The following is a 21,126-nucleotide window of genomic DNA, read 5'->3' on the forward strand; positions in this document are numbered from 1 at the left end:
GGCCGGGCCGCCGTTGCGTGAGAACGTGCCATGTCGGATGCGGTCCTGACGCAGGAAGCCTTTCTCGAGCTGTCCGGCATTTCCAAACGCTACGCCGGCGTGCGGGCGCTCGAGGGCGTCGACTTCGCCTGTGAACGCGGCAAGATCCACGCCGTGCTGGGCGAGAACGGCGCCGGCAAATCGACGCTGATCAAGATCATCGCCGGCGTGGTGCAGCCCGACAGCGGCCGCATGCGGCTCGCCGGGCGTGACGTGAGCTTCGCGACGCCCTCGGCCGCCAATGCCGCCCGTGTGGTCTGCATCTTCCAGGAGCTGTCGCTGATGCCCGACCTCTCGGTCGCGGACAACATCTCGATCGCCTCGCCACCGCGCCGGTTCGGCCTGATCGATGCGCGGGCGCAACGCCGCCGCGCCGAGGAGCTGCTGGCCGAGATCGGGTGCGAAGACGTCAATCCGCTGATGCGCGTTCGCGACCTGCCGCTGTCGCGCCGCCAGATCGTCGAGATCGCCAAGGCGCTCGGCAAGAAGCCGCAGCTCTTGATCCTGGACGAAGCGACCTCGGCTCTCACCAGCGCCGACGTGGAGAAGGTCTACGCCATGCTGGCGCGGCTCAAGTCCGAGGGCGTCGCCATTCTCTATATCTCGCACCGCATGCACGAGGTCGAGGCGCTCGCCGACCGCGCCTCCGTGTTCCGCAACGGACGCCATATCGAAACCTTCGACAGGGGTAGGCGCTCGACCGCAGAGATCGTTCAGCTCATGATCGGTCGCGACATCGCGGCTCAATACCCTGCCAAGCCGGCCCGCACCTCGGTGAAGCCGATGCTGGCGCTCGACAATTTGTCTTGGGAAGGTCGTCTCGACCGCATCTCGCTTCGCGTCGGCGCCGGCGAGATCGTTGGTCTCGGCGGCCTCGACGGCCAGGGCCAGAAGTCCCTCCTGCTCGCGCTTTTTGGAGTGCTGCGCGGCATCTCCGGGCGCGTCACGGTCGAAGATCGCGAGGTCCGGCCGGGCTCCCCGGCCGCTGCGAAGTCGGCCGGCATTGCGCTGGTACCCGAGGACCGCAAGACGGAAGGCCTGATGCTGCCGATGTCGATCGCCGACAATCTGGTGGTCGCCTCGCTCGACGCGATCTCGACCGGACCTCTGGTCGACCGTGCCAAGGAGAGCGAAGCCGTTCAGCGCGCCATTGCGCGGCTGCAGATCAAGATCGGCGCGCCCGGCGATGCGGTCTCGACGCTTTCGGGCGGCAACCAGCAGAAGGTGGTGCTCGCCAAATGGCTGATGACCGAGCCGCGAATCATCCTGCTCAACGATCCCACGCGCGGCATCGACGTCGGCACCAAGCAGGAGCTCTACCGGCTGATGCGCGAGCTCGCCGACCAGGGCGCCGCCATCCTGTTCTACTCGACCGACTATGACGAATTGATCGGCTGTTGCGACAGGGTGGCGATCATGTATGACGGCCGTATCGTGCGCGAGCTCGAAGGCAGCGAGCTCACCGAGACCAATATCATCGCGAGCGCGCTGAACATCGATGCTGCAGCGCCGGCCGGCACTGGGGCCGTCCATGCTTGACGATGTGGCCATTCGCGTCCGCCAGAACGTCGGCATCGTCACCGCTGTCCTGTTGTTCTGCGTCCTCTACGTCCTCTACAACCTCGCGCATCCCAAGGGCTTCTCCTCGGCCGTTCTGGTGCAGAACGGCGACGAGATCTTTGCGCTGGCCATGCTGGCCATGGCCCAGACCGTTCCAGTGCTGGCGTCGGGGCTCGATCTCTCGGTCGGCGCCGTCATGACCATGGTGGGATGCTTTGCGAGCTATCTGCTCACGGGCACGGCGGGCGGCACGCCGCTGCATCTCGATCTCTTCGGCCTGCATCTTTTCCTGGGCACCTTTCCCGGCGACATCAGCGGCATCCTGCTCGGGATCGTCGTGTGCCTTGCCATCGGCGCACTGGCCGGCTTCGTCAACGGCTGTGTCGTCGTCTATGGACGCATCCAGCCGATCATCGCCACGCTCGCGACCGGCGCGGTCTATATCGGCATCGCGCTGTTCCTGCGGCCGACGCCGGGTGGCAAGATCGACGAGGATCTCAACTGGGCGCTGACCAATTCGCTCGGCGATTTCGCTGCGACCGTGCACATCTTCGACGATGGTGCGGCAGGCTGGTTCGCGCCGGTAGCCTGGATTCCGGTGCCCTTCGTGCTGCTGGTCCTGATCGCGCTCCTCGTCTGGGTGCCGTTCCGCCGCTCCGTTCTCGGCCGCGCCGTTTATGCGGTCGGCTCGGCCGAAGGCGCGGCCTATATGTCGGGACTGCCCGTTGACCGCGCCAAGATCGCGGCCTTCACGCTCGCGGGCTTTTTCGCCGGTTGCGGCGGACTTTTTCTCGCCATCCAGACCTCCTCGGGCAATGCCGACATTCCGCAGGCCGGCGCCTATACGCTCAACTCCATCGCCTCCGTCGTGATCGGCGGAACGTCGCTGCTCGGCGGCACCGGCAGCGCGATCGGCTCGATCTTCGGGGCCATGATCCTGCGCGTGATCTCCTTCTTCTTCCGCATCTTCGACATCGCGCCCCTGCTGCAACCGCTGTTCGAGGGCCTGATCCTGCTGGCAGCGGTCAGCATCGGCGCGCTCGGCGTCTTGCGCGTCAGGAACACGCTGGAGCTCTTCCGATGACATCGGCCTCTCTCAGCCTCTCGCGCGACGATCGCCCGATCCTGATTGCGGCGCTGTTCATCCTCGTCATCCTGGTCGCGGGCACCGTTTATACATTCGCCCGTTTCGGCAGCGCGCCACTGCTGTCGCCGACCTATCTGTTGCAGCAGCTCCAGATCGGCGCCTTCCTCGGTATCGTCGCGGCCGGCATGATGGTCGTGATCCTGATCGCCCAGATTGACCTTTCGGTGCCGTGGACGCTCGCCGCCGCCGCGATGATGGCGACGTCGATCGGCGGACCGCTCGCGATTCCCGTCGGGCTCGGCATCGGGCTTCTGGTCGGGCTCGTCAACGGCATCGGTGTCGCGTACTTGCGCGTGCCCTCGATGATCTTCACCCTCGGCGTCAACGCGGTGATGCGCGGCCTGATGGTTGCCCATACCGGCGGCTACGCGCCGCAGACGGCCGCCACCGATTTGATGCGGACGCTCGCCGCCGACCGTACGCTGGGCATTCCCAACGCCTTGTTCGTCTGGGCCGCGGTGTCCGTGCTGGTCGCCGTCATGCTCCAGCGCACCGCGCTCGGCCGTTACATCTATGCCATCGGCAACAAGGAAGCGGCCGCGTATCTCGCCGGCGTCGACACGCGCCGCGTCACCGTGATCTGCTTCGTCATCTGTGGTGTCGCGGCCGCGCTCGCGGGCGTGCTGCTCGCCGGCTATTCCACAAAGGCCTATCAGGGCATGGGAGACGCCTATCTATTGCCGTCGATCGCGGCGGTGGTGATCGGTGGCACCAACATTTTGGGCGGCCGCGGCCGCTATCTCGGCACGCTGATAGGCGTCGTGCTGATCGTGCTGCTCAACAGCGTGCTCTCGATCATGGACATGCCCGAGGCCGGCCGCCAGGTGATCTACGGCCTCGTCATCATCTTCATGCTGCTGGTCTATGGTCGCGGCGAACGCGTCACGAGCTGACGAATCTCAGTCCGTTCCCTAGAGCTTGATAGGTTAGGTGGTCAGATTGTGCCTGTCAGGGGTCTGACCATCCCACCGCCCGATGATAGCATCATGCCCCTGATTTGCCCGACGTGTCAAATGATTTCGTAAAATCGTAAATCATCGCGCCATTCGCCACCGGCTACTTTGCATGGGGTTGTTTTCGATACTTTTGTTGTGCGGTTGGGGGAGCCTCGCGGCGCTCCCTACACCGCCGCGCGCGTGTTGAGATAGATCGAGTACAGCGAGGTTTGGCCGCAGATATAGAGCCGGTTGCGGCGGGGGCCGCCGAAACAGACGTTGGCGACGATTTCTCCGACCGGAACCGTGCCGATATGCGTGCCATCAGGCGCGTAGCAGAAGACACTGCGGCCTGCCGACGTCCAGATATTGCCATGGATGTCGCAGCGGAAGCCGTCATAGAGCCCCTCGGGACAGGTGGCGAACAGTGTGGCGTCTCCGTTCGTCTGCTGTCCCTCCACCTTGTATGACCAGATCGTTGCTGGCAGTCCGGGGACATGCGTCGCGCCGGTGTCGGCGACGTAGAGCCGCGTCTCGTCGGGCGAGAAGGCCAGCCCGTTGGGCTGCACCCGGTCGGACACGACGCGCGTGATCTTTCCGGAGCTGCCGTCGATCCGGTAGACGTTGGAGGCGCCGATCTCCGACGGGCTCTGCTGTCCCTCGTAATCGCTGTCGATGCCGTAGGTCGGATCGGAGAACCAGATCGAGTCGTCGGATCTGACCACGACGTCGTTGGGCGAGTTCAGCCGGCTGCCGTGGAACTGGTCGGCCAGCACGGTGATCGAGCCGTCGTGCTCGGTGCGGGTGACGCGCCGCATGAAATGCTCGCAACTGACCAGCCGTCCCTGGCGGTCGACCGTATTGCCGTTGGAATTGAAGCTGGGCGAACGGAACACCGACACCGATGCATCGGTCTCGTCAAACCGCATCATGCGGTTGTTCGGAATGTCGGACCAGACGAGGTAGCGGCCGGCCGGGAAATAGGCCGGGCCTTCGGCCCAGCGGCAGCCGGTGAAAAGCTTCTCGAGATTGACATGACCGATGACCAGCCGCTCGAAGCGCGGGTCGTGAGTGACATAGGGGAGCATGGGTCCTCCGCGATGAGCCGCAGGTTCTGAAAATTGCCCGCGTGCCGCTTTCCGTCACTCTGATCGACCCTGCCAAATTTGCAAGTGGTGCTTCATCGGCGGCGCGCTGATGCAAGGAAGTGAATGCCCGGGGCACGCCCGGGCATCCGCATTTGTAGAGCTCGTTGTGAGGCTTACTGCGACAGCTTCACGAAATTGGGAAACTTGAGTTTCCCTTCCGCGATCGCCTTCGGCCAGACCGTGATCTGCTTGCCGTCCTGCCACTGGAAGACCAGACCGGTCACCGCACCGGGGCCCGACTTGATGCCGTGGGTGAACTCGTCACTCTTGCCGTAGAACTGGATGCGGCCGATCGTACCCTCGAAGTCGGTCTTCTCCAGCTCGGCGACCATCTTGTCCGGATCGGTCGAGCCCGCGCGCTTGATTGCATCCGTGATGATGTAGACCTCGTCATAGGCGGTATAGCCGGTATAGGCCGGCGGCGTACCGAACTTGGCCTTGAAGGCCGCCGCGAACGGTTTCGTCTTCGGCGTCACGGCGACATCGGGCGTTGCAACCGCCAGCGACGGCACGCCGTCGGCCGCGCCGTTGGTATCGTTCCAGAAGGTCGGGCTCAGGGCCTGCGCGCTGATGCCGAACATCGGGATCGGCACCTGCTGGTTCTTCCACTGCACTGTCGGCTGCACGCCGACATGCGAGATGCCGGTGACGATCACGTCCGGCTTCTTGCTCTCCATGTTGTTGAAGATCGGCGTGAAGTCGGTGGTGTCAGGTGAGAAGCGCACATGCTCGACGACCTTGAGGCCCGCCTTGGGCAGGCAGGCTTCGTAGCCGACGTCGAGCGGCTTGGTCCAGGCCGCGTCCTCGCTCATGATCGCGACCGTCTTGAACTTGAGCTGGTCGACGAGCAGGTCCTTTGCGGCATCGCAGACAAGCTGCGCCTGCGCGGCCGAGGTCAGGTAGCCGTGGAACGTGTATTTGTTCTTGTCATAGTCGTTATGGATCGCCTTGGTGATCTCGTTCGACGCAGCGCCCGGCGTGATCAGCGGCATCTTCAGCCGCGCCGCCCAGGGCTCCAGCGCCAGCACGACCTCGCTGATATAGCTCGCGATCACCGCGGAAACCTTGTCCTCGCTCACCGCGCGCTGGAAGGCGCGCACGGAGTCGGCCGAAGAACTCTTGTTGTCGTAGGTGACGATCTCGACCTTGCGGCCGAGCACGCCGCCCTTGGCGTTGATCTCGTCGGCGGCGATCTGCGCGCCGCCCGGCGTCGCCGCCCCCGCGATCGACTGCACCTCGGCGATGACGCCGATCTTGATGGGATCGCTCGATTGCGCATAGGCGGGCGCTGCGAGGCATAGCGCCAGCGCGGAGGCGAGAAGGAGGGTACTGCTCGGGCACGTCGTTGGTCGCATGGTCGTCTTCCTCTGCTTGTTATCGTTATTGCAATCGTCAGAGATACCCAGCGCCGGCCTCGCTTGCGAAGCGGCCGGGATCGCCCTCCCAGACGATCCGCGCATGCTCGAGCACGTAGACGCGGTCGGCGTGGGGGAGGGCGAAGGTCACGTTCTGCTCGCCGAGCAGCACGGTGATCGACGTGGTCTGTCGCAGCTTCTCCAGCGCCTTGGACAATTGCTCGAGGATGACGGGCGCGAGCCCCAGCGTCGGCTCGTCCAGGATCAGGATCTGCGGCTGCATCATCAGCGCGCGGCCGATCGCCAGCATCTGCTGCTCGCCGCCGGACAGCGTCTGCGCCAACTGTCCCTGGCGTTCCTTCAGGATCGGGAACAGCTCGAACAGCCAGGTGAGCTGCGCCGCGCGTGCCTCGTCGGTCAAATGCTGGCCGCCGAGATCGAGGTTTTCCCGCACCGACATTTCGCCGAACAGCTCGCGCGATTCCGGGCACTGCACGAGACCGCTGCGTGCGATCTTCGCCGGGCTCGTGCCGCGCAGTTTCTCGCCGCCGCGTAGGATCTCGCCGCCATAGGGCAGGAAGCCGGAGATCGTGTTGAACAGCGTGGTCTTGCCGGCGCCGTTGAGGCCGACGATCGAGACGAACTCGCCCTCATGGACGTGGATCGATACGTTGTCCAGCGCCTGCGCCTTGCCGTAATGGACGCTGACGTTCTCGACCTGGAGCAGCGGGACCTTGTCCTTGAAGCTGGTCTCGGGCCGCGCATGGGTCTCGATCGCGCCGCCCAGATAGACCCGCCGCACGGTCTCGTTTCGCATCACCTGGTCGGCCTTGCCGGTGACGATCTCCTCGCCCAGATACATCGCGAGCACGCGGTCGACGAGCGCGGCGACGCTCTTGACGTTGTGGTCGACCAGCATCACTGCGCGGCCCTCGTCGCGAAAGCTGCGGATCAGGTCGGAGAAGACGTCGACCTCGGTGCGCGTCAGGCCGGCGAAGGGCTCGTCGACCAGCACCACCTTCGGGTCGCGCGCGATCGCCTTGGCAAGCTCGAGCCGGCGCAGATCGGCAAAGGGCAGCGTCGGCGGACGTCGGCTGATCACGGCGCCGAGTCCGACGCGATCGGCGATCCATTTTGCGCGTTCGACCAGCGCCTTGTCCGGAAACAGCATGAACAGGCTGTCCGGCAACAGCGCCACCATGATGTTCTCAAGCACGGTCTGCCGGTTCAGCGGCCGCGAATGCTGGAACACCATGCCAAAGCCCTTGCGCGCGATCTTGTGCGCGGGCAGCCCGGCGACGTTCTCTCCCTCGAAGATCACTTCGCCGGCGCTCGGGCGCTCGATGCCCATCACACTCTTCATCGCAGTGGATTTGCCCGAGCCGTTCGGCCCGATCAGGCCAAAAATCTCGCCGCCACGCAGGTCGAAGCTGAGATTTTTCACGGCCGTCAGCCCGCCGAACCGCTTGGTCAGGCCCCGAACGGCGAGAACGGAGGTGGTGGTGACAGTCTGATCCATCATGAACGCGCCTCGCGTGACAGGGCCGCTCCGAGGAAACCGCCGGGGAAGAAAAGCACCACAAGCAGCGCAACCGCCGAAACGATGAAGGTCGCAAGCTCGCCGGTCGGCCGCAGGAACTCGCCGGCCACGATCAGGAAGATCGCGCCCAGCGCCGCGCCGAGCACGGTGCGCCGGCCGCCGAGCACGGCCGAGACGATGACGTTGACGCCGACCGCGACGTCGACCACGGTTCCGACCGAGGCGGTGCCGAAATAAAACACCAGCAGCGCGCCTGACAGTCCCGAGAAAAACGCGCTGACAACGAAAGCGGCGAGCTTGTGCTTGACGATGTTGAAGCCGAGCGCGCCGGCCTGCACCGGATCCTGACCACTCGCTTGCAGCACGAGCCCGATCGGCGATTGCGACAGGCCGTAGAGGATGGCCGCCGAGATCGTCATGAAGCCGAGTGCGATCCAGTAGTTGGCGCCGGCGTCGATGGTGATGACGTCGGGGATGGTCAGCCCGATCTCGCCGCCGGTGAGATCGGCGAACACGACGATGAAGTTCTGGAGCATGAGCACGGCAACCAGCGTCGTCAGGCCGAAATACGGTCCCCGGACCCTGAGCGCCGGCAGCGCCAGCACGAGGCCGGCGATGACGGAGGCGAGCGCGCCGAGCACGATGCAGAGATAGACCGACCAGCCGAACTGGTTGTTGAGGATGCCGGCGGTGTAGGCGCCGACCCCGATCAGGAAGGTCGGCCCGAAGTTGACCTCGCCAGCGAAGCCGAACAGCAGGTCCCAGGCCATGGCGAAGACGCCAAAATAGAAGGCGACCGTGAGCAGGCCGAGGACATAGCCGGAGACGTAGAGCGGCAGCGTCGCGGCGATCGCGACGAGCGCGAGCGAGACGAAGAACAGGCGTGAGGTGAAGAATCCGGACATCTCAGCGCCTCCCCAGAAGGCCCTGGGGCCGGATGTACATGACGACCACCAGAAGCAGCAGCGCCGGAATAGTGCGATAGGCCGGCGAGACCAGGTAGGCCGTGATGGTTTCGAGATAGCCGACCACGAAGGCTGCGATCAGCGAGCCGGAGACGCTGCCGAGACCGCCGAGCACGACGATCGAGAACGCACTCGCGGTCAGCGGTCCCACGCTGTAGGAGCTGACTCCCAAGAACATCCCGAGCAGCACGCCCGCGATGCCGGCGAGCACACCGTAGATCGCCCAGACCACGATGTAGATGTTGGTGAGCTCGAGGCCGAGCAGGGTGACGCCGCGCGGGTTCATCGAGGCCGCCAGCACAGCCTTGCCGGTGCGGGTGCGGTTCACCAGCAGCCACAAGAGCGCGATGACGAGGCAGCATACCACCGCGGTGAAGATCTCGTTGCGCGGCGTGCGTACGCCGAGAATGTCGACGACACCCTCGACGATCGGCAGCACGGTCTTGGCGTTGTTGGTGAAGAAATAGGCGATCAGCTCCTGGATCATGATCCCCCACAGCAGCGTGCCGGTGAGGACGAAGATTTCCTTCTCCTCATTGGGTATGCGGCGGGAATCCTGGATCGGCTTCACCACCGCGAAGTAGGTGGCAAAGGCGGTGATGAGCGCGACCCCGACACCGATCAGCGCGCCCGAATAGGTATCGACATGCAGGATGCTGGCGGCGGCCCAGGCCGCTACCGCTGCGGCCACCATGATGGCCCCGTGGGAGAGGTTGAGCACGCCGGAAACGCCGAAGATCAGCGTGAATCCGGTGGCACCGAGAGCGTAGAGGGCGCTGATGGCAAAGCCATCGATCAATATCTGGAATGCTCGCATCTATGACTTGCAATCTGGGCTGTGAGAGGCGGTCTCGCTGCCTCCTTGGATAGAAGGTGCTGCCTACGCCGCATGTGAAAGCTCCCGGGTGTTGGCCCGGGAGCTGTTCCGATCAGTTCGTGGTGAGCTTGATGAAGCTCGGGAACTTGACGTCGGTCTTGGCCACGTCCTTGGGCCAGACCGCGATCTGCTTGCCGTCCTGCCATTGCAGCATCAGGCCGGTGATCAGGCCCTTGCCGTATTTGATCGAATGGGTGAACGGATCGTCCTTGCCGTAGAACTGGACACGGCCGATGGTGCCTTCCCAATCGGTTTTCTCCAGCGCGTCGACCAGCTTGTCGGCGTCGGTCGAGCCCGCCCGCTTCACGGCGTCGGCGATGTAGTAGACCTCGTCATAAGCGGTGTATCCGGCGTAGGACGGATAGTTGCCGTACTTGTTCCGGAAACCTTCCGCGAACGGCACCGACTTCGGCGTCACCGCGACGCCGGGGCCGGAGACGCCCTGGTAGAGCACGCCTTCGGCCGCCTGGTTGCTGTCCTTGCCGAACGTCTCGTTGGTCGCCTGCGAGGAGATGCCGAACATCGGAATCGGTACCTGCTGGTTCTTCCACTGCACCGTCGGCTGCACGCCGACATGCGAGATGCCGGTGATGATCACGTCGGGCTTGGCGCCCTCGATCTTGTTGAAGATCGGCGTGAAGTCGGTGGTATCGGGCGAGAAGCGGATGTGGTCGAGCACCTTCAGCCCGATCTTGGGCAGGCATTCCTCGTAGCCGACGTCGAGCGGCTTGGTCCAGGCGGCGTCCTCGCTCATGATGACCGCCGACTTCATGTGCATCTTGTCGACCAGGAGGTCCTTGGCGGCGTCGCAGACCGAGAGCGCCAGCGCGGCCGAGGTCAGGTAGCCGTGGAAGGTGTACTTGTTCTTCGCGTAGTCGGCGTGAACGCTCTTGCTGATCTCGTTGGAGGCGGCACCCGGTGTGACGAACGGCGTCTTCAGGCGCGAAGCCCAGGGCTCCAGCGCCAGCACAACTTCGCTGATATAGCTTGCGATGACGGCGTTGACCTTATCTTCGTTGACCGCGCGCTGGAATGCACGCACTGAATCAGCCGAGGAGGAGTGATTGTCGTAAGAGATGATCTCGATCTTGCGACCGTCGATGCCGCCCTTCGCGTTGATCTCGTCGGCGGCGAGCTGCGCGGCCTGCGGGATCGATGCGCCGGCGATCGCTTGCGCCTCTGCAATCACGCCGATCTTGATAGGATCTGCTGCAAATGCCGCGCCTGATCCGCTTATCAGTGCGCCGAGCGCTGCCGCACCGAGGAATATCCGCAATGCACCAGGGAGTATGTTCTTCATTCTGTTTCTCTCCTCTTAAACAAGCCTCTTTTGAGCTATTGGGCGCGACTATAACGGCGACGACAATCTCGGCAAGTGAAACTACATTCAGGATTGTGAGAGCCGGACTAAAGTCTAGCGCTGCGCAAATAGAGTGCAGGACGATCGTTGCAGTCATGCAGAATCCGCTGGCGGGCATGCGTTCGCGTCCGTCGCGAGCCGCGGCGCGAGCATGAGCGATCGACGCGAAGGCGGTCGCCTGGCTGACATTGTCGGGATAACGTCGCGCCGCGCAGGAAGGTCCTATTGATGGCTCAACTCGTTCAATGCCGCCTCGTCAACGAGCCGTTCGCCGATCCCGGATTGCTGGTCGATTTCAGGTTCGGGCGGCGCGCCATGTTGTTCGACCTCGGCGATCTGTTCCCGCTGGCCAATCGGGAGTTGCTGCGCATCAGCAACGTCTTTGTCAGTCACCGTCACATGGATCACTTTGCCGGCTTCGATCAGTTGCTGCGGGTCAGGCATCATCAGCCGGGCCGTTTGCGCGTGATAGGACCGCCCGGTCTCATCTCGGGCATTGCGGGCAGGCTGACGTCGTATAGCTGGAATCTGCTCAACGAGGAATCGCCGGACTTCGAGATCGCCGCCGCTGAATACTGTGATGGCCGGCTCGGTGAGTGGATCTGCTTCTCGGCGAGGCGGCAGTTTCAAAGCTCGCCGATCGAAGAGCCAGCCGTTGCGCCGGGGCTAGTGTTTGCGGACGGCGATCTGAGGATCGAGGCCGCGACCCTCGATCACGGAATTCCCTGTCTTGGCTTTGCGTTGCAGGAAACCCAGCGCGTCAATGTCTGGACAGCCGGGCTCGCCGAGCTCGGCCTTCAGGTGGGGCCGTGGCTCAATGCGGCGAAAAGCGCGGTGCGTATGGGCGCGCAGCCGGGCACGTTGATTGAGATCAATAGCGGCCGGACGATCCGGCTCGGCGAGCTGACCCGGCACGCGCTCAAGGTCGCGCCCGGGCAGCGCGTCGCCTACGTGACCGACGCCGCCTTCACCCCTGCCAACGCCGAAAAGATCGTTGCTCTCGCACGCGGCGCCGATCACCTGTTCATTGAAGCAGCCTTCGCCGCAGACGACGCGCAACTTGCATCCGAGCGCCGTCACCTGACCGCGGCGCAGGCCGGATATCTCGCGCGCGAAGCGGGCGTGAAGCGGATGACAACGTTTCATTATTCTCCGCGCTATCTGGAGACGCCGGACCGGCTGCGAGATGAGGCGGAGGCCGCGTTCGCAGGGCGGACAGCGTCGCTGGCATGAGCGGCGCCCGCGCCGCCAGCGTGATCAACGCGCTCGTAGCAGCGAGGGATCGAGCGGCGGAAGCCGGGCAGGATCGAACGGCGTCAGATCGACGCGTGCTGCGCCTTCAGTGATCAATTCGGCAAACGCTTCACCGGTCGCTGGCGCATTGAGGATGCCCCACACATTATGCCCGGTCGCAACGTAAAGGCCCTCGCAGTTCGGCACCCGGCCGATCAGCGGCAAGCCGTCTCGCGTGAGCGGGCGGAAGCAGGCTTGCCGCGCGATGATCCTGTCGGCGCGAAACAGCGGCGACAGCCGTTCAGCGATCGCTTGCAGACGCTCGATCGCGTCCTGATCCGGCGTTACGGTCGCGGGGTCCACCGGTAGCGGCGCGACGTCCGAGAACGCTGTGATCAGCGTGCTGCCGTCCGCGCGCGGAAAAACCTCGATCGATATTGCGCCGCTGCTTTGCTCATACTCCAGGAATAGCGCATCGGCCGGAACGTCCCTGCCGGTGTCGTACACGATGCTCGGACTTCGCTGCCCGTACACGGCAGGCAGTCGCATCCATTGGGTCGCCAGCAGCGACCATGGTCCCATGGCGATGACAACGCCATCCGCCTCGATGACGCCGCCATCGGTCTCGACGCCCTTCGCGGTCGTTCCATCCGCATCGCGCGCGATGCCGGTAACGCGTCCGCGCCGCAGCTCGGCGCCCTGAGCGAGCGCCGCGTTCATCATCGCCGAGGTGAACTTGCGCGGATGGACGATGGCCGTCGTATCCGTCGTGCCGAGCCGGTGCGCGATGACGACGCCACTGGACAGCCAGTCGAGTGCCGACGGCGTGCCACGCAGCGCGTCGTCCCCGGCGACGAAACCGCCATAGGCGGTCATGCGGCGGTAGGCCCAATCGCCTGCGACCTCGTGCGGCAGTTGCGTGTGAAGCACAAAGCTGCGCCGCGCCAGCGCATCAAGCGGCGTCCCGGCGCACCAGTCGAGCGCCAGGAATCCCCCAGCCTTGCCGGATGCCGCGGCGGCAACTTCGGTCCGTTCGACGACGACGACATCGACGCCACGCCGGCTGAGAAAATAAGCGGTGCAGGCGCCGATCACGCCGCCGCCGCAGATGACAACGCGCATCGTGTCTTCCCTGGCAACCCCTTGACGCATCAAGGCGACTATCAAAACAATTCGGCGCCGGCGGGGCCCGCCGGCGCCTGATCAAGATCCGGCTCGCTCGCGCCGCCTCAGCCTAGCCCTGCGCCCTGCGTCGCGGTGTACACGGCGTAGAGCGACTGGCTCGCGGCCATGAACAGACGGTTGCGCTTCGGGCCGCCGAAGCAGACGTTGCCGCACACCTCCGGCAGGCGGATGCGGCCGAGCAGCTTGCCCTCCGGCGACCACACCGTCACGCCGCTATAGCCGACGGCGCGCCCCGCATTGCTGGATGACCAGACATTGCCGTTGACGTCGCAGCGCACGCCATCAGGCCCGCACTGCACGCCGTCGATCACGCAATCGGTGAAGCGCTTCTGGTTGGACAGCTTGTTGTCGCTGCCGACGTCGAACACGAAGATCTCGCCCTTTCCGCCCGCACCGGTATCGCCCGGACCCTTGCCGGTCGAGACGACATACAGCTTCTTGAAGTCGGGCGAGAAGCAGAGACCGTTGGGATCGGGCACCTGGTCCTCGCTGACCACGAGGTCGATGCGGCCACTGGGGTCGATGCGATAGCAATTGGTCGGCAGTTCGCGCTTGCCCGGCGTGAATCCGGCCGGCTGGCCAATCCGCGGATTGAGCTTGCCGCCGGCATTGCTCGGACCGCCGGGACCATCCGGCTCGCCCTCATAGAGCTGGCCGCCATAGGGCGGGTCGGTGAACCAGTAGCTGCCGTCGGAATGCGCGACGACGTCGTTCGGTGAGTTCAGCTTCTTGCCCTGATAGGAGTCTGCGAGCACCGTGGCGGTGCCGTCATGCTCGTAGCGCGTGACGCGGCGTGTGAGATGCTCGCAGGAGAGCTGGCGGCCCTGGAAGTCGAAGGAGTTGCCGTTGGAGTTGTTGGACGGCATACGGAATACGCTGACGCGGCCGTCGTCCTCGGTCCAGCGCATCTGCCTGTTGTTGGGAATATCACTCCACAGCAGATAGCGGCCCTGCGCGCTCCACGCCGGGCCCTCGGCCCACAACAGTCCGGTATGAAGCCGCTTGATCGCGGTGTTCGGTTGCGCGAGGTCGTTGAAGGACGGATCGACAGCGATGATGTCGGGGTCCCAGAAATAGGTGGTCGGCGCACCGTTTGGGCCGAAATCGCGCGGCGGCGTCGTGATCGTCGTCGGCGGCGCTGCCGGCGCGTTCTGCGCCAGCGCTGCGCCCGCGCCCGACATGGTGGCGCCTGCTGCGATCGCAAGGCCCTGGACAAGTGATCGTCGTGAAAGCGTGGTGTCTGGATCGCGCTGCTCGGAATCGCATCGTTGGCGTGTCATCGCTTCCTCCCGGTGGGGTTCGCCGGCCGGTTGATCCCGGCCGAGCAGGGTCAGGTTAGTCCGACCAGCGTCGAGTTGCGAGTGCGGCCATTCTTCTTCGCACGGTTGAAGAGCGTGAGATTCAGAATGACATCGGCAGGTTCATAGGAGACCGGGTAAGCCATATTGACGTGTCGGTTCCGGGAAGTACCCATCTCAAGAAAAAATCAAGCACTTCTAAAGCCAAAAACACATGAAGGTACAGTCTGTTGAGATGGTTCTGTCGACTAATGACAGAGATCGCTCCTTCGGCAGCTCGAGAACTGGGATCAAGATCCCTGTTGGTGCGAGCCCCGAAAGTCCAAGAGCAAATTTCAAGACCACTGGATGGCCTGTTCCGTGCAGTTTGGTCGTGACGGTGGTGTCATGAAACGACGGGATTTCATTCGGCTCATCGCCGGCGCAATGGCGTTTCCTGTGATTGCGCGCGCGCAAGAGGCACGGAAGATCTATCGCATCTTCTGGATCTCCACGGGCTCCGAGCCGGATCCGTTCCTGGACGGCTTTCTCGAGGGGCTGCGCTCGCTGGGATATGTCGAGGGCAAGAACGTGGTTCTCGAGAAGCACTATGGCAATCCATCGGCGCTGCGCCAGGTCATTTCGCAACTGAGACGCGGCGACGTAGACCTTGCCGTTTCCAGTGGCCCGGCAACGCGCGCCATGGCTACGGTAAAGGACATCCCCGTCCTGTTTGCACTCAGCGGCGACCCGGTGGCTTTGGGGGTGGTCAAGAGCCTGGCGCAACCTGGCACCAATTTCACCGGCAGCACGTTCCTCTCGCTTGAGTTGGCGGGAAAGCGCGTTGAGCTGCTCAAGGACATTTGTCCCAGAATTCGCAGGCTCGCCGTTCTCTCGAACACGGACCATCCGGGGGAACCATCGGAGTGGCGCGCGACCCAGCAGACATGCGCCGGGCTGGACATCGTGCCGACCTATGTTCCCTTCTCCGGGGCGGGTGAACTAGACAATGCGCTCGAGGTGGCTGGTGACTCGGACGCCGACGCGATGCTCGTGTTTCCCGATGTCGTGACGATGGTCGATCGGACGAAACTCGCGGAGTTCGCGCTGGCGCATCGGCTCCCTTCGATGTTCGGCTGGTCCGAGTACTGCGAGGCCGGCGGACTTTTGAGTTACGGCGCCAACCAGCGCGCGACCTATCGGTGGCTTGCGAACTACGCCGACCGGATCCTGCGCGGCGAAGATCCTGCCGTTCTTCCCGTCATCCGGCCTGAAAAATTCGAACTGGTGATCAATCTGAAGACGGCTCGGCTCCTGGGCGTAGAGCTGGATACATCTTCAATCCTGTTTCGCGCCAACAAGGTGATTTCCTGAGATCGATATGCCAGAATTCGTTGCGCAATCGTCATTGACTGCCCGTGGTGACGCGAAGCGGCCGCGTCGCTCCCTGTTTTTCAAGTACTTTGCGACCCTGTTCGTGGCAGCCGTCGTGCCTCTCATTCTTGGTGCGGTGATCGAAGCATCGTTCGGCTATCGCGATCAGCGCCGCCATATCAGCGAGGTTCTCCAGTCCGAGGCTCGCGGTGCGGCGGGCAGGATAGAGGCCTTCACCGATGAAATAAGCGATCAGCTGGGCTGGGTCGTGCAGTTTCCGTGGGCACAGGGAGACGACGACCGGCACAGGGTCGATGCGTTGCGTCTCCTGCAGCAGGTGCCCGCAATCGTCTCCGTTTCGCTGCTCGACGAGACGGGGACCGAACGCGTTTTCGTGTCCAGGCTACGTCTAAACAGGACCGGCCGCGGCATCGACCTGTCCGCGGATCCCGCAGTGATCGGCGCGCGTGCCAACAAGGTCTGGTATGGTCCCGTTCAATATCAGCACGAGTCCGAGCCATATATGAGGATCGCGGTCACCGGAAACCTTCCGGCCGCCGGGATTGCCATTGCCGAGGTCAACCTGAAGCTGATTTGGGATGTCATAGCAGCAATAAGGATCGGTCAGACCGGCTATGCCATGATCGTCGACGATTCCGGGCAGCTGATCGCCCATCCAGACATCAGCCTGGTCCTGCGCGGCCGTACCGGTTCCATCGATTTTGGCCGGATCAAATATCTTGTCGGCACCACGAGTCGTGGTGCCGTCATCACGGGGGACAAAGGCAATCCTGTCGTCGCGCTCTCGGTGCATGCAGCCGATATCGGCTGGACGGTGATCGCGATGCAGCCGATCGTGGAGGCGTTCGCACCGATCCGCGCGGCATTGTGGCGCTCGTCACTTCTGATTGCGCTCGGCGTGCTGATCGCGATCGCGCTGGCTTACTGGCGAGCGCACCGGATGTCCGGTCCGATCAAGCAATTGGAGGAGGGGGTCGAGCGGATCGGTACCGGACATTTCGATCACCGCATTGGGATTTCCAGCCGCGACGAGTTGGAGCAATTGGCGATCCGCTTCAACGAGATGGCGTCGGAGCTGGCGATCTCGCAGCAGAAAACCGTCCGCATCGACCGGCTAAAGCAATTCCTTGCACCCCAGGTCGCCGAACTCGTCGAACATTCCGCCGAACTGCTCGAAGCGCAGCGGCGTGAAGTCGTCGTGGTTTTCGGTGATTTGCGCGGCTTCACGGCATTCTCCGCGCGCGCCGAACCGGACGCCATCATGGCGGTCCTGCGCGAATACTATGCGGCGGTGGGAGCCGTTACGACCCGCTATGAGGCCACGCTGATCCGCTTTGCCGGAGACGGCGTGATGCTGCTCGTCAACGCGCCGGTTGCCTGCGACAAGCCCGCGAACCACGCCGTTCAGCTCGCGATCGATCTACAGGTCGCAGTGCAGTCGATTGCCGGGAAATGGTGCGCCGCAGGTCACGCGATCGGCTTCGGCGTCGGTATCGCAATGGGAACGGCGACGGTCGGAACCGTTGGCTATGAGGGGCGGCTCGACTACACCGCCCTCGGCAATGTCGTCAACCTGGCGTCCCGGCTGTGTGGCCTGGCAAAGGATGCGCAAATCCTGACCGACAGGGTGGTCGCAGAAAAAGTGAAGGACGCTGTCCCCCTTGTCTCGATCGGGAAGCACGTCATCAAGGGTTACGATCAGCCCTTGGAGATGTTTGCTGTCGCACAGGGCAACTTGCCCCTGACACGCCCGGATTCCGGGCTGCGCCGGCTGGAAATCGAAACTTTGTGAGCTGGGAGTCTGCGGCATGGCGCGCGCTCGTGCGCGTTGACACGCGGCGACAAAGACATACGCTGCGCGCGGATGAAAATGAGACCGCGTGCGAGAGCCGCGCGGAAAAAAGAGAGCAACATTCATCATGGTTTCACAATCACAACTGCCGCGCCGCAAACTAGGCCGGACCGGACTTGAGGTCTCTGTCCTCGGCTTCGGGACCGCCCCGCTCGGCGACCTTTTCCTCAGGCTTGACGACCAGACCGCGATTGCCGCCGCGGAGCGGGCGTTCGAACTCGGCGTCAATCTGCTCGACACCTCGCCGCTCTATGGCTACGGCCTGTCGGAGCACCGCTGCGGCACCGCACTGCGGCGCGTGGCCCGCGAGGACGTCGTCCTCTGCACCAAGGTCGGACGCTGGATGGACGCGTTTCATCGACCAGAGAACCGGTCGGGCTTCGTCGGCGGCCAGCCCCACAGCGCCGTGGTCGACTATTCCTATGACGGCACGATGCGCTCGGTGGAGCAGTCGCTGCTGCGGCTCGGCACCGACCGGATCGACCTATTGCTGATCCACGACGTCGACGTCTGGACGCATGGCGCAGCAGCGATCGAGGACCGGTTTCGTGAGGCGATGTCCGGCGCCTATGTGGCGCTCGACAAGCTTCGCTCGGAGGGCGTGGTCGCAGGCATCGGGGTCGGCGTGAACGAAGCCGACATGTGCGTGCGCTTTGCCAAGGCCGGCACGTTCGACGTGATGCTGCTGGCTGGCCGCTATTCGCTGCTCGAGCAACCGGCGCTGAAGGAATTCTTGCCGCTGGCGCTTGAGCAGGGCATCGCCGTGCTGCTCGGCGGTGTCTTTAATTCGGGCATTCTCGCTACCGGTGCCGTCAAGGGCGCCAAGTACAACTATCAGGACGCGCCACCGGAGATCATGGCGAAGGTCGCCGAGATCCAGCGCGTCTGCGAGGCCCATCGCGTCGCGCTGCCGACGGCCGCCGTGCACTTCGCGCTCGGCCATCCTGCCGTGGCGAGCGTGGTGCTGGGGGCGCATAGTCCAGAGGAGGTCGAGCGCAACGTGGCAGCGCTCACCACCAAGGTGCCGAGCGCGCTCTGGGCCGATCTGAAGGCCGCGCGCCTGCTCGATGCGGATGCGCCCGTGCCCGCGTAAGCGCGTCGATCGGCGCTATTTTCCGGCGCCCGTCGTCAGGCCGCTGACGATGTAGCGCTCGAGGAAGATGCCGACCACGACGAGCGGCGCGATCGCCGCTGTCGACAGCGCCGCCATCGACCACCAGTTGATGCCCTGTGAGCCGGTCTGGCTCGCCACCATCACCGGCAGCGTCTTCGCGTCGGTGCTGGTGAGGAGGGCGGCAAAGAAATATTCGTTCCAGCATAACACCAGCGAGAGGATGAACGCGGCGACCATGCCGGGCACCGCGAGTGGAAGGATGATGCGCAGGAACGCGCCCCAGGTCGACAGGCCGTCCACGAAGGCTGCCTCATCGAGCTCGATCGGAATCGCGTTGAACTGGTCGCGCATGATCCAGATGACGATCGGCAGCACCGTCAGCGTGTAGAGCAGGATCAGGCCAAACGTGGTGTCGAGCAGCGCCAGGGCCTTGTAGAGCACGAGGAAGGGCAGGGCGAGCACGACCGGCGGCAGGATGAGTTGCGACATGAAGAAGAACAGGATGTCGTCATTACGCATCCAGGCGAATTTGTAGCGGAAGCGGCTGAGACCATAGGCCGCGAGCGAGCCGAGGATCAGTGCCAGGATCGACGCGCCGACCGAGGTGATGATGCTGTTGACGAAGCGGTTCATGAATTCGGAACGCGCGGTCGAGGTCCCGAACAGCGTATCTGGCGAGAGGCCGAGCGAGCGCCAGCCTTTCCAGTCCGGCTGGAAATCGACCCAGGGGATCAGGTGCGCCTGAGTCACATCGACCGCCGATTTGAACGACGTCGTGACGGTCCAGTAGATCGGAAACAGGCAGATGAAGGTCCAGAGCAGCAATGCGGCGTAAATCAGCGCGCGGCCCAGCATTCGCCTGGCGCGCGGCGCGGCGGGACGCTTTCGGATGGGATTCGGTGCCACGGTCGAAATAGCCAAGCGATCAAACTCCTTTTCCGACCTATACGACCTTCTGCGTCCAGCGCTTCGAGGCGCGCAACATCAGCGTCAGCAGCACGATGATCAGCAGCAGGTAGACCATGGCGAGCGCCGTGCCGTATCCGACGTTCGAGCGGTCGCGGTAGACGCGGTAGATGAAGCTCGACACCGTGTCGGTGGCGCCGCCCGGGCCGCCGGCCGTCACGTTGATCACGATGTCGGCGAGCTTCAGCTTGAAGATGATACGGATGATCAGGACCGTGATGCTGACCGGCAGCATGATCGGAAAGGTCACGTGCCAGAATGATTGCCAGCCATTCGCGCCGTCGACCTTGGCCGCTTCCTGCACCTCCTTCGGCATCGCTTGCAGGCCTGCGAGCAGGATGATCATGATGAAGGGGATCGAAACCCAGGCGTCCATCGCCTGGATGCTGAAGCGCGCCATCCACGGCGAGGCGAAGAATGCCGGATTGTCCCAGCCGAGATAGCGCGCCAGCGTCGCCGCCGGGCCGAAGCGATATTCCAGCAGCGACTTGCCGATCATCCAGCTCACGGCGACGGGGCTGAGCATCATCGGCAGCAGGAAGACCACCCGGAAGAATTTTCGCGCCCGGATCTCGGCGCTAAGCAGCAGCGCCAGTCCGAACGCGATCGCGTATTCGCCGAGCACCGCGACGGTGTAGAAAACCATGTTGCCGAGCGCGTTCCAGTAATAGGTGTCGTTCAGCATTCCCTTCAGATTATCGAAGCCGGAAAAGCGCGGGCCCTCGATCGAGCTGAGATTCCAGTCGAGCGAGGCGATGTAGAGGCCGAAGATCGTTGGGAAGATCACGACTGCGACGGTGAAGAACACCGCCGGCAGCAAAAATAGCGCACGATGGCCACGCTCGCCGCGGGTCAAAATCTGTCCGGCGCCAAATGCCACGGCCCAGACGAGATAGGCGATGAGGATCGGCCGCCAATCGGAAAATCCGGCGGTCATTGTGCCGGTCGTGTGCAAGACCTGAATGAGGACGACAAGCAGGAAGCCGAGCGAGGCCAGCAGAACAAGCGCGCGGCCGGCGGCCTTCCTGCTGCCAGGGGCGCGCTTCGTCGCCGGCTGGTGGTGCGCATCGTCGCTAACGGGTGCGGAATTCTGCATCGAGATGAGTCGCATTCAGTGCCGGTTCTGTCGCCGGGCAAGTTTTCGGCTGGCGCCGGGGGCGCCAGCCGAGGGTAGATGA

The 21,126-nt window shown here is 63.9% G+C and carries 17 protein-coding genes; 7 read left to right on the plus strand and 10 right to left on the minus strand.

The window, feature by feature from the left end:
* The first annotated feature begins 30 nt into the window (after positions 1 to 30).
* From NLN62_RS30660 to NLN62_RS30670, 3 genes are read left to right on the plus strand one after another with little or no spacing between them, the layout of a single operon-like run.
* Positions 31 to 1,578, plus strand: coding sequence for a sugar ABC transporter ATP-binding protein (locus tag NLN62_RS30660; protein ID WP_027524503.1), 1,548 nt, complete (start codon positions 31 to 33; stop codon positions 1,576 to 1,578).
* Positions 1,571 to 2,683, plus strand: coding sequence for an ABC transporter permease (locus tag NLN62_RS30665; protein WP_027524504.1), 1,113 nt, complete (start codon positions 1,571 to 1,573; stop codon positions 2,681 to 2,683). Before NLN62_RS30660 ends, NLN62_RS30665 begins: the two co-directional genes overlap by 8 nt.
* Entirely contained in the window at positions 2,680 to 3,639 is a 960-nt protein-coding gene (locus tag NLN62_RS30670) for an ABC transporter permease (RefSeq protein WP_027524505.1), read from the plus strand. Before NLN62_RS30665 ends, NLN62_RS30670 begins: the two co-directional genes overlap by 4 nt.
* A 227-nt stretch (positions 3,640 to 3,866) precedes the next feature.
* Here the strand turns inward: NLN62_RS30670 and NLN62_RS30675 are convergent, their stop codons facing one another.
* The 6 genes from NLN62_RS30675 to NLN62_RS30700 all read right to left on the minus strand — a co-directional run bounded on the left by NLN62_RS30675 (position 3,867) and on the right by NLN62_RS30700 (position 10,866).
* Positions 3,867 to 4,769 (minus strand): SMP-30/gluconolactonase/LRE family protein, encoded by a 903-nt coding sequence (locus tag NLN62_RS30675; protein ID WP_027524506.1) that lies wholly within the window; start codon positions 4,767 to 4,769, stop codon positions 3,867 to 3,869.
* Between the two features lie 173 nt (positions 4,770 to 4,942).
* Positions 4,943 to 6,184, minus strand: coding sequence for an ABC transporter substrate-binding protein (locus NLN62_RS30680; protein WP_027524507.1), 1,242 nt, complete (start codon positions 6,182 to 6,184; stop codon positions 4,943 to 4,945).
* 37 nt (positions 6,185 to 6,221) lie between these two features.
* Positions 6,222 to 7,703 carry an ATP-binding cassette domain-containing protein gene (locus NLN62_RS30685; RefSeq protein WP_254113756.1) on the minus strand — a complete coding sequence of 494 codons (1,482 nt, stop codon included), beginning with the start codon at positions 7,701 to 7,703 and terminating at the stop codon, positions 6,222 to 6,224.
* Positions 7,703 to 8,629 carry a branched-chain amino acid ABC transporter permease gene (locus NLN62_RS30690; protein WP_027524509.1) on the minus strand — a complete coding sequence of 309 codons (927 nt, stop codon included), beginning with the start codon at positions 8,627 to 8,629 and terminating at the stop codon, positions 7,703 to 7,705. Before NLN62_RS30690 ends, NLN62_RS30685 begins: the two co-directional genes overlap by 1 nt.
* 1 nt (position 8,630) lies before the next feature.
* Positions 8,631 to 9,506, minus strand: coding sequence for a branched-chain amino acid ABC transporter permease (locus NLN62_RS30695; protein ID WP_027524510.1), 876 nt, complete (start codon positions 9,504 to 9,506; stop codon positions 8,631 to 8,633).
* A gap of 112 nt (positions 9,507 to 9,618) precedes the next feature.
* On the minus strand, positions 9,619 to 10,866 hold the full coding sequence (locus tag NLN62_RS30700; protein ID WP_254111307.1) for an ABC transporter substrate-binding protein: 1,248 nt from the start codon (positions 10,864 to 10,866) through the stop codon (positions 9,619 to 9,621).
* A gap of 288 nt (positions 10,867 to 11,154) precedes the next feature.
* Between NLN62_RS30700 and NLN62_RS30705 the strand changes: the two genes are divergently transcribed.
* A complete protein-coding gene (locus tag NLN62_RS30705; RefSeq protein ID WP_254111308.1) occupies positions 11,155 to 12,159 on the plus strand; it encodes an MBL fold metallo-hydrolase in 1,005 nt (334 codons plus the stop codon).
* A 24-nt stretch (positions 12,160 to 12,183) separates the two neighbouring features.
* Here NLN62_RS30705 and NLN62_RS30710 read toward each other — a convergent pair whose 3' ends face one another.
* Both NLN62_RS30710 and NLN62_RS30715 read right to left on the minus strand, forming a co-directional pair.
* Positions 12,184 to 13,281: an FAD-binding oxidoreductase gene (locus NLN62_RS30710; protein WP_254111309.1), complete on the minus strand. Its 1,098-nt coding sequence runs from the start codon at positions 13,279 to 13,281 to the stop codon at positions 12,184 to 12,186.
* Positions 13,282 to 13,388: 107 nt separating this feature from the next.
* Positions 13,389 to 14,624, minus strand: coding sequence for an SMP-30/gluconolactonase/LRE family protein (locus tag NLN62_RS30715; RefSeq protein WP_254111310.1), 1,236 nt, complete (start codon positions 14,622 to 14,624; stop codon positions 13,389 to 13,391).
* Positions 14,625 to 14,990: 366 nt separating this feature from the next.
* On the opposite strand from NLN62_RS30715, the gene NLN62_RS30720 reads away from it, so the two are divergent.
* The 3 genes from NLN62_RS30720 to NLN62_RS30730 all read left to right on the plus strand — a co-directional run bounded on the left by NLN62_RS30720 (position 14,991) and on the right by NLN62_RS30730 (position 18,961).
* Complete coding sequence (locus NLN62_RS30720; protein WP_254111311.1) at positions 14,991 to 15,995, plus strand: ABC transporter substrate-binding protein; 1,005 nt, start codon at positions 14,991 to 14,993, stop codon at positions 15,993 to 15,995.
* A 7-nt stretch (positions 15,996 to 16,002) separates the two neighbouring features.
* Positions 16,003 to 17,808: an adenylate/guanylate cyclase domain-containing protein gene (locus NLN62_RS30725; RefSeq protein WP_027524516.1), complete on the plus strand. Its 1,806-nt coding sequence runs from the start codon at positions 16,003 to 16,005 to the stop codon at positions 17,806 to 17,808.
* A gap of 127 nt (positions 17,809 to 17,935) precedes the next feature.
* The gene (locus tag NLN62_RS30730) at positions 17,936 to 18,961 is read left to right on the plus strand and encodes an aldo/keto reductase (RefSeq protein ID WP_254111312.1); all 1,026 of its coding nucleotides are present in this window, start codon (positions 17,936 to 17,938) and stop codon (positions 18,959 to 18,961) included.
* Positions 18,962 to 18,976: 15 nt separating this feature from the next.
* Here NLN62_RS30730 and NLN62_RS30735 read toward each other — a convergent pair whose 3' ends face one another.
* Both NLN62_RS30735 and NLN62_RS30740 read right to left on the minus strand, forming a co-directional pair.
* Positions 18,977 to 19,837 carry a carbohydrate ABC transporter permease gene (locus tag NLN62_RS30735; protein WP_156944456.1) on the minus strand — a complete coding sequence of 287 codons (861 nt, stop codon included), beginning with the start codon at positions 19,835 to 19,837 and terminating at the stop codon, positions 18,977 to 18,979.
* Positions 19,838 to 19,925: 88 nt separating this feature from the next.
* Positions 19,926 to 21,044 (minus strand): carbohydrate ABC transporter permease, encoded by a 1,119-nt coding sequence (locus NLN62_RS30740; RefSeq protein ID WP_254111313.1) that lies wholly within the window; start codon positions 21,042 to 21,044, stop codon positions 19,926 to 19,928.
* Between the last annotated feature and the right edge of the window lie 82 nt (positions 21,045 to 21,126).

The organism is Bradyrhizobium sp. CCGUVB23 (assembly GCF_024199885.1).
Classification (GTDB): Bacteria; Pseudomonadota; Alphaproteobacteria; order Rhizobiales; family Xanthobacteraceae; genus Bradyrhizobium.